This is a genomic window from Streptomyces sp. NPDC056347, assembly GCF_042262625.1.
Taxonomy (GTDB): Bacteria; Actinomycetota; Actinomycetes; order Streptomycetales; family Streptomycetaceae; genus Streptomyces.
In genome coordinates this window covers 24,451-31,392 of the sequence record NZ_JBHJQP010000090.1, presented here as the reverse complement: position 1 = coordinate 31,392, position 6,942 = coordinate 24,451, and the positions used below count along the sequence as shown (strand labels likewise).

The following is a 6,942-nucleotide window of genomic DNA, read 5'->3' as shown; positions in this document are numbered from 1 at the left end:
CCGCTCGACCTGACCGCCGCCCGCCGCCAGCGCGAGCAGGGCCCGGTGGCGCTGGTACGACGCCACGGCTGCGCCGCGTACGCCGAACTGGTGACGGCGGGTCCGGGCACCGGGCGGCAGCCGCGTACGGCGGCGGAAGGCGCCCGGTCATGAACGTCGCGAACGCCTCGAACCACATGGACCCCGCGATCCCCGCGAGCCCCACGGGCGCCGTGAACCCCGCCATCCCGCACCTCGCGGGGGCCCGCCGCGACGGGCGCGGGCTGCCCGCCTCCGAGCGGCTGCGGGTCAAACTCGCCTTCGCCGAACCGGCGTTGCGGTCCGCTTCGGCGGCGCTATGGCGGCCCGAGGGGCTGCTGCCGCGCTACCGGGCGTACCTGTGCGCGATGCACACGGTCATCCGGGCGTCGGTGCCGCTGATGGAGCGGGCCGCCGACCGGGCCGGGCTGCTGGCCCGGCGCGGCGATCCGCTGGGGGCGCCGCTCGTCGCCTACCTGGAGCGGCACATCCGGGAGGAGGCCGAGCACGACGTCTGGCTGCTGGAGGACCTGACGGCGGCGGGCAGCAGCCCCCGGGCCGCCCTGGACCCGGTGCCGCCGCCGCTCGTCGCCTCCCTGGCGGGGGCCCAGTACTACTGGATCGAGCACCACCACCCGGTGGCACTGCTCGGCTACATCGCGGTCCTGGAGGGGCACGCCCCGGCCGCCGGGCTCGCGCCCCGGCTGGCCCGTACGACCGGGCTGCCCGCCCCGGCCTTCCGCACCGTGCACGAGCACGCGCGGCTCGACGACGGCCACACCGGTGAACTCTTCGCGCTGCTGGACCGGTTGGAGCTGTCGCGGGGCCAGGAGACGGCCGTCGCCGTCAGCGCCCTGCACACCACGGACGCGCTCACCCAGTTGTTCGTCCGGCTCGGGCGCACCGGACCGGCGCCGCCGGTGCGGGGAGCCGGGCGGCCCGTCCCGAGGGAAGGCCCGACATGACCGAACCACCGGACCGGCTCGCCGTGCTGTACGGCGCCGGCTTCGCCGTCGATCTGCTCACCGACGAACAGCGCCAGGTGCTCCACGACCTCGCGCCGGAGGAGCTGACCGTGCTGCTCGACATCAAGAGCCGGCTCGACGCCGTGGGGCCGGAAGTGCAGGCGCACGGCGAGATCGCGGGCGGCGCCCTCTTCTGAGGCGACCGGACCGACGGGGTGTCCGGTCCGGAAGGACGGGGCACCGAGGGGTGTCCGGCCGGGCGTGGCCGGACACCCCCCAGCAGAGCAGAGAGGAAGCGCCGATGAACTGCCCCGCCTGCCGGCACGCACTGCCCGCCGCCGCACGGTTCTGCCCGTCCTGCGGCACCCCGTGCCCCTCCCCCGCGGCCCCGTCCCCGACCCCCGCGCCGGAGGACGAGCGCAAGCTGGTCACCGCGGTCTTCTGCGATCTGGTGGGCTCCACGGCGCTCTCCGGGGTGCTGGACCCGGAGACCCTGCGCGCCGTGACTTTGCGCTACTTCGCGGTGATGAGCGAGCGAATCGAGGCGCACGGCGGCACCCCGGAGAAGTTCATCGGCGATGCCGTGATGGCCGTGTTCGGGGTGCCGGTGATGCGGGAGGACGACGCGCGGCGGGCGCTCGCCGCGGCACTCGGCATGCGCGAGGCGCTCGCGGAGCTCAACACCGACCTGGAAGCCACCCTGGGTATCCGGCTGAACATCCGGATCGGCGTCAACACCGGCCAGGTGGTGGCCAGTTCGGATGCGAGCACCCGTCAGGCACTGGTCTCGGGCGAGACCGTGAACGTGGCGGCCCGGCTGGAGCAGAACGCCGCGGCCGGCGAGATCCTGATCGGCCCGCAGACCCTGCAGGCCGCCGGTCCGACCGTGGTCGTGGAGGAGGCGGGCCCGCTGCGGCTGAAGGGCAAGACCGACCGGGTGCACGCGTACCGGCTGGTCGCGCTCGGGGCCGACGACCCGGAGCTGCTGCGCCGCTTCGACGTGCCGTTCGTCGGCCGTGCCGCGGAGCTGGCCGCGCTGGACGAGGCGCTGGCGCGCACGGTGCGCGGGGCGGGCCCGGGGCTGGTCCGGCTGGTCGGCGACGCGGGGACCGGCAAGACCCGGCTGGCCCGCGAGTGGCTGACCGGTCTCGGCGGCCCCGGACGGCCCGTCACCGGCACCGGGCGGTGCCGCAGCTACGGCGACCACGGCACCCTGGCCCCGCTGGCCGACGCGGTACGGGAGGTGCTCGGCTCGCCCGTCGCCCGGGAGGCGCTGGACGGGGTGCCGGGGCGCGCCGGGGCGGCGGTGGCGGACGCCAGGGCGCTGCTGCGCGGCGGGCTGCTGCACGACGGCACGCCCAACGCCCCGTTCGAGGACATGTGCGCCGCGCTGATCACCGTGCTGTCCCGGGCCGGCGGGCCGCGGCCGGTCCTGCTCGTCCTGGACGACTGGCACTGGGCCGACCCGTTGCTGGTGCGGGCGGTCAACCGGCTGGCCGGGCCGCTGGGCCGGGCGGGCGGGCTCGTCGTCTGCCCGGGCCGCCCGGACGGGCCGCCCGACGCCGACACCCCGGCCGCCGGCCCGGCGCAGGTCCTGCCGCTGGCCGGGCTGCCGCCCGCCGAGGCCGCCGCCCTGGCCCGCGCCCTGACCGCCCCGGGAGCCCCGGGCCCGTACGAAACCCGCGACGCGCACGACGCCTACGACGCACCCGACGCGTACGACCGTGAGCTGTACGACCGGGCCGAGGGCAACCCGCTCTACCTGGAACAGCTCCTCGTCCCCGTAGGACCGTCGCCGACGGACGCGCGGGAGACACGGGTCGCGCGGGACGGGACGCTCCCGCCGACCCTCCAGGCGCTGCTCGGCGCCCGGATCGGCGCGCTGGAGCGGGCCGAGCGCACCACCCTGGACCTGGCCGCGGTCGTCGGCCGGGACTTCACCGCGCCGGAGCTGGTCCGGCTGACCCGGGCGGCGCGCGAGACGGAGAACGGGACCGCGGCGGAGGACGACCGGGGCCTGGTCGCCCGCGCGCTGGCCCGGCTGCGCGGCCGCCGGCTGGTGGAGAGTGCCCCGGACGGCGAACCGGCTGCGGGACGCCACCGGTTCAGCAGCGGACTGGTCCAGGAGGTGGCGTACGCCTCCCTGTCGAAGCGGGCCAAGGCCGAGCGGCACGCCTGGGCGTCGGAGCTGCCCAGTGTGACGGCGGCGGGCGAGGCGGCGGTCGGCGGGCACCTGGAGCGGGCCTACCGGTACCGCACCGAGCTGGGCCTCTTCGACGACCGGGCCGCCGCGCTGCGGGTACGGGCCGCCGCCGCGCTGGGCTCGGCCGGTGCGCAGGCCCTGGCCCGGTCGGATCTGCACTGGGCCCAGGGCCTGCTGGAGCGCGCCGTGGACCTGCACCCGGCCGGTGACCCGGCGGCGGCCCCGGCGCTGCGCCGGCTCGGCGAGGTGCGCCTGGCACTCGGCCGCACCGAGGACGGGGAGCGGCTGCTGCGGCGGGTACTGACCATCTCGACCGCGCCGGTGGAGGCCGCGCACGCCCGGCTCGCGCTGGCGGTGCTGGACCCGGCGGCGGTGAGCGTGGCGGCCACGGCCCGGTCGGTGCTGCCGCTCTTCGAGTCCGCCGGGGACTGGGTCGGGCAGGCCCGCGCCCGGCTGCGGCTCGCGCAACGGCTCCAGCTGGCCGGGCGGCACGAGGAGGCCGACCGCGATCTGACCCTGGCCCTGGACCACGCGGTGCGGGCCGAGGCGGAGCCGGAGCGGGCCGCCGCGCTCGGGGCCATCGGGATCTCCTTGTGGCGCGGCCCGGAGCCGGTGCCGGTGGCGGTGAACCGCTGCCGTGACCTGCTCGCCGCGCACGGGGCGGGCCGTCCCACCGTACGGACCACGCTGAACTGCCCGCTGGCCGTGCTCCACGCGCTGCACGGCCGGGCCGACCGGGCCGGGGAGTGCCTGGCCGAGGCGGAGGCGCTGGCCGAGGAGCTGGGATACGCGGAGGCGGCCGTCTTCCTGCCGGTGTTCCGGGCGACGGTGGAGGGGCTGCTCGGGCGGACCGGACCGGCCCTGGAGCTGCTGGCCCGGGCGGACCAGGCGGCGGAGCGCGCCGGGGCCCGGTCGCTGCGCCCGGCGATAGCGCTGGAGGCGGCCCGGCTGCTGCTGGACGACGACCGGCCCGGGGAGGCCGGTCCGTGGCTGGCGGGGATCGGGTCCGCCCGGCCGCTGCCGCACGCGGACCGGGTGGACCTCGCGGGGCTGCGGGCCCGGCTGGCGGCGGGGTCCGGGGACGCGGCGGCGGCCGTGGACCACGCGGACCGTGCCGTACGGGACTCCCTGCTGACCGACTCCCCGCTGGTGCGGGCCACCGCGTCGCTGGACCGGGCGCGGACGCTGGTGCTGCTGGGTGATCCGGCGGGCGCGGCGGTGGCGGCCCGGGAGGCCCGGGAGGGTTTCGCCGGGAAGGGACATCTGCCGGGCGAGCGGCGGGCCGCACGGCTCGCCGCGGGAGCGGTGGCGGCGACGACGGAGATGAGCTGAGCCATGACGACCACGGACACGGCACCGGGGCCCGGCCCCGGGCTGACCTGGAGCCTGCGCGGGCGCGGCCCCGACGACGTAACGGTCCTCGCGGACCCGGGCCCCGGGCACGGTGCCGGGGCCGTACCGGGTACGGGGCGGGGCGTGCGGGTCTGTGTGGTGGACTCGGGCGTCGAGCGCGACCATCCGGGCGTCGGCCCGGTCGCGGGATCGTGGGTGGTGGTGAAGGATCCGGAGGCCGGCACGACCGAGGTGCGGCCCACCGGCACCGGGGACTCCTGCGGGCACGGCACCGCCTGCGCGGGCATCATCCGGCGGACCGCCCCGGAGTGCGAGCTGTACAGCGTGCGGGTGCTGGGCGAGCGGTTCTCCGGCACCGGGGACGTACTGCTGGCCGGGCTGCGCTGGGCGGTCGAGCAGGGCTTCGACGTGGTGAACCTGTCGCTGTCGACGACCCGCGCCCGGTTCGCCGAGGAGCTGCACGCACTGGCCGACCACGCCTATTTCAACCGTACGGTCGTGGTCGCCTCGGCGCACAACTCGCCGGTGGAGAGCTATCCGTGGCGGTTCGCCTCGGTGATCTCGGTCGGCAGCCACCAGGAGGCGGACCCGGAGCTGCACCTCTACAACCCCGATCCGCCGGTGGAGTTCTTCGCCCCCGGCCAGAACGTGACGGTGCCCTGGCTGGGCGGCGCGTCGATCCGTACCACCGGGAACAGCTTCGCGACCCCGTACATCAGCGGGCTGTGCGCGCGGCTGCTGTCGGCCCATCCGCGGATGACGGCCTTCCAGCTCAAGAACGCCCTTTATCTCTCCGCGGCCAATGTGCGGTTCGGTCCGCGGCACTCCACCTCGCCAGGAGAGGTCTGTGATGACGATGCCCCCGAGAACTGACCCGGTGTCCGCCACGGGCGCGGTGCCGTCGGCCGAGCCGGACCGGCCGGTCGAGCCGCACCGCCGCGAGCTGCTCCAGTCCGTCGTCGAGGTGGCCCGCGCGATCTTCGGCGCGGCGGCCAGTTCGGTCTTCCTGCTGGACGAGGAGGCGGACGAGCTGGTCTTCCAGGCGGTCTCCGGCCAGGGCGAGGAGTTCCTGGTGGGCCGCCGTTTCCCGGCGGGGCGGGGGATCGCCGGCTGGGTGGCGATGTCCGGCGAGCCGATGGTGGTGGACGATCTCAGCACGGACTCCTCGTTCGACCGTTCGCTCGCCGAGTCCACCGAGTTCGTGCCCAACGCCCTGATGGCGGCGCCGCTGATCAGCGACGGCCAGGTGCTCGGGGTGCTGGAGGTCCTCGACCCGTCGCCCCGGGCCAGCACCGACATCCGGGAGCTGGACCTGCTCGCCATGTTCGCCCGGCAGGCCGCGGCGGCGCTGCGGATGGCGGCGTACGCGTCGGCCGGTACGGGGACGCCGGAGCCGGCCGGGCGGCTCGGGCCGCGGCAACGCGCGGACGCGCTGAGACTGCTGGATAGTCTGGGGCAGCTGCTCCGGGAGCCCTGCTGAGCACGGGCCGGATGGGCGGCCGGACCACGCCGGAAGGACCACCCACGTGAAGCTCGCTTTCTCGACCCTCGGAGTGCCGGGGATGCCGGTCGCCGATGTCGTCCGGCTCGCCGCCGGCCACGGCTACCAGGGGGTGGAGCTGCGCGCCCACCCCGAGGAGCCGGTGCACCCGGGCCTCTCGAAGGCCGAACGGGACGCCGTGGCCGAGGAGTTCGGGAAGGGCGGCGTGGAGATCCTGACCGTCGCCGGATACGTACGGGCCGCCGCCGAGGGGGCCGACGCGCCGGTGCTGGCGGAGCTGGCCGGCCTGGTGGACCTGGCGCACGACCTGGGCGCACGGAACGTCCGGGTCTTCCCGGGCGGCGGCGGCCTGCCCTCCGCCGAGGCCGACGCGAACGCCGCCCGCCGCCTGGCCGCCGCCGCCCCGCACGCCGCCGACCGGGGCGTACGCGTCCTGCTGGAGACCCACGACTCGCACCGGGCCGGGGTCGACGTGGCCCGGGTCGTCGGCGCGGTCGGGCACGGCTCGGTCGGCGCGCTGTGGGACGTCATGCACACCTGGCTGGCGGGCGAGGACCCCGCCGCCAGCCACGCCGTGCTCGCCCCGCACCTCGGCTACGTGCAGGTCAAGGACATCGCCTCCGCCGAGGACACCACACCGCTGCCCCTGGGCACCGGTGTCCTGCCGCTGACGGCCTGCCTGGCCACCCTGGACACGGTCGCCCCGGACAGCCCGGTCGCCCCGGACGGCCCGGACGCCTGGGTCTGCTGGGAGTACGAGAAGCGCTGGCACCCGCACGCCGCGGAACTGCCGGACCTGCTGGCCGCGGGCCGGGAGTACCTGCTGCGGGCGGTGCGGTAGCCCCCGCCCCCGAGCCCGCGCACACCCCCGTCCCGAGCCCGCGCACGCTCCCGGGCCCGCG

Annotated in this window: 6 protein-coding genes; all 6 read left to right on the top strand. The window is 76.9% G+C overall.

Annotated elements, in window-relative coordinates:
- The first annotated feature begins 149 nt into the window (after positions 1-149).
- The 6 genes from ACFCV8_RS21175 (at position 150) to ACFCV8_RS21150 (ending at position 6,881) form a co-directional block, all read left to right on the top strand.
- Positions 150-983 carry an iron-containing redox enzyme family protein gene (locus tag ACFCV8_RS21175; RefSeq protein WP_376686936.1) on the top strand — a complete coding sequence of 278 codons (834 nt, stop codon included), beginning with the start codon at positions 150-152 and terminating at the stop codon, positions 981-983.
- The gene (locus ACFCV8_RS21170; RefSeq protein WP_376686935.1) at positions 980-1,180 is read left to right on the top strand and encodes an aroma-sacti cluster domain-containing protein; all 201 of its coding nucleotides are present in this window, start codon (positions 980-982) and stop codon (positions 1,178-1,180) included. Before ACFCV8_RS21175 ends, ACFCV8_RS21170 begins: the two co-directional genes overlap by 4 nt.
- Before the next feature lie 104 nt (positions 1,181-1,284).
- Positions 1,285-4,518, top strand: a complete 3,234-nt coding sequence (locus tag ACFCV8_RS21165) for an adenylate/guanylate cyclase domain-containing protein (protein ID WP_376686934.1) — start codon at positions 1,285-1,287, stop codon at positions 4,516-4,518.
- A 3-nt stretch (positions 4,519-4,521) separates the two neighbouring features.
- Entirely contained in the window at positions 4,522-5,412 is an 891-nt protein-coding gene (locus tag ACFCV8_RS21160) for a S8 family serine peptidase (protein WP_376686933.1), read from the top strand.
- Positions 5,396-6,019, top strand: coding sequence for a GAF domain-containing protein (locus tag ACFCV8_RS21155; protein WP_376686932.1), 624 nt, complete (start codon positions 5,396-5,398; stop codon positions 6,017-6,019). Before ACFCV8_RS21160 ends, ACFCV8_RS21155 begins: the two co-directional genes overlap by 17 nt.
- Before the next feature lie 46 nt (positions 6,020-6,065).
- Positions 6,066-6,881 (top strand): sugar phosphate isomerase/epimerase family protein, encoded by an 816-nt coding sequence (locus ACFCV8_RS21150; RefSeq protein ID WP_376686931.1) that lies wholly within the window; start codon positions 6,066-6,068, stop codon positions 6,879-6,881.
- Positions 6,882-6,942 lie beyond the last annotated feature (61 nt).